This window comes from Pseudomonas edaphica (assembly GCF_005863185.1).
In the GTDB taxonomy this organism is placed as follows: domain Bacteria; phylum Pseudomonadota; class Gammaproteobacteria; order Pseudomonadales; family Pseudomonadaceae; genus Aquipseudomonas; species Aquipseudomonas edaphica.
The window spans coordinates 1-1,519 of record NZ_VBVZ01000950.1 but is presented as its reverse complement, the minus strand read 5'-3'; the positions used below and the strand labels follow the sequence as shown (position 1 = coordinate 1,519).

General features: G+C 62.8%; 2 protein-coding genes and 1 pseudogene. All 3 read left to right on the top strand.

All coding sequences use genetic code 11. The annotated features are described in order from the left end of the window. Nucleotides 1-203 (top strand): sigma factor-like helix-turn-helix DNA-binding protein (locus FEM54_RS32395; protein ID WP_276614978.1); only part of this gene is annotated, 203 nt, incomplete at its 5' end. Then, the gene (locus tag FEM54_RS32390; protein WP_138454261.1) at nt 200-1,165 is read left to right on the top strand and encodes a FecR domain-containing protein; all 966 of its coding nucleotides are present in this window, start codon (nt 200-202) and stop codon (nt 1,163-1,165) included. The genes FEM54_RS32395 and FEM54_RS32390, both read left to right, overlap by 4 nt. A gap of 96 nt (nt 1,166-1,261) precedes the next feature. Next, nucleotides 1,262-1,519 (top strand): annotated as a pseudogene (locus FEM54_RS32385) (TonB-dependent siderophore receptor); the annotation flags it as partial.

Below are 1,519 nucleotides of genomic sequence, written 5' to 3'. Positions count from 1 at the left end.
GGCACCTGATGATCGAAACGCTGTTGCAGCTGGATTCGCTGCTAGTCGGTTTGTCGGCGCGGGTGCGGCAGATATTCTTCTTGTCCCAGCTCGATGGCCTGACCTATCCGCAAATCGCCAAACAATTAAGCCTGACGGTGGCCCAGGTGCAGCGCGCCATGGGTAAGGCATTCAGTGTCTGCTATGCGAGCCGGTTTGAATGAGCAGTGTGGCGGTTGACCCGCAAGTGCGCGACAGTGCCATCGAGTGGCTGGTGCGTCTGCAGTCCGGCTTGATGAATGCCGCCGACCATCAGGCTTTGCAGCAATGGCGCCAGGCCAACCCCGCGCATGAGTACGCCTGGCAGCGGGTCAGCAGCTTGCCGCTGTTGTTGCAACCAGGCGCCAATGTGTTGGCCGACGTCACGGCACGCCAGGCATTGCAGGCGGCCGGGACCGATCCTCATCGCCGTCGTCAGGTGCTCAAGTGCCTGTTGGCGCTGGGGCTGCTCGGCGGCGTTGCCTGGCAAGGTGCGGACTCCACGCGTGTACGCGCGGCGCTGGCGAGTTATCGCACCCGCACTGGCGAACGCCGACACTGGACCCTGGCGGACGGCAGTTCGCTGTGGCTGAACACCGCCAGTGCGGTCAACCTGGACGTGAGCGTAGGCCAACGCAGTGTGCAGTTGGTCGAGGGCGAGCTGGCACTCGATACGCCAGCGGGGTCTGCCTTGTTACAACTGCAAACCCCGAACGCGCTGCTTTATAGCCAGGGCGCCAACCTGTTGGTGCGCCACGATCATCAGGGCACGCAGGTGACGGTTTTGCGCGGGCGGGTGCAAGTGAGTGCGCGGCATCAACCGACGCCCGTGCCGTTGCAGGCTGGCTGGCAGATAAGCGTTGAAGACTACGCGATAGGGCGCCCAAGCCCGGTTGACTTGTTGCTGGCCCAGGCCTGGATGCACGGCATCCTGCCCGCCGAACGCATGCGCCTGGATCAATTGCTCGCCGAACTCTCGCGCTATCGCCCAGGCTTGCTGCGTTGCAGTGAAGCGGTGGCGGCGCTGCGCATCACCGGCAGTTTCCAGCTGGACGACACCGATGCGGCACTGGCCCTGGTGGCCAAGACCTTGCCGGTGCGCATCGAGCGAAGAAGCCGTTATTGGGTGACGGTGGTGCCGGCGTGAAGTTTTTTTTCGTCGACGCGATAGTTTTTTCGATCTGGCTTGGCCTTTAGGTATTACCCGCCGGCACAGGTGGGTTTCGATCCCTAGGAGCCTTGCATGATTTCCCCCGTTCGTGTCTTGCGTCGTCATACGTTCAGCTTGTTATTTCTCAGCCTGCAACCATTGTGCGGTGAGCTGGTGTTGGCCGCCGGTGAACGCCCGTACAGCATCAGCGCCGGGCCGCTGGACCAGGTGCTGTCGCGCTTTGGTGCCGAAGCCGGGATCAGCATGGCGGGCAGTTCGCTGCTCACGGCGGGTAGGAAAAGCCAGGGGCTGCAGGGCGAATTCAACACTGAGAACGGCTTGGCCCAGGTG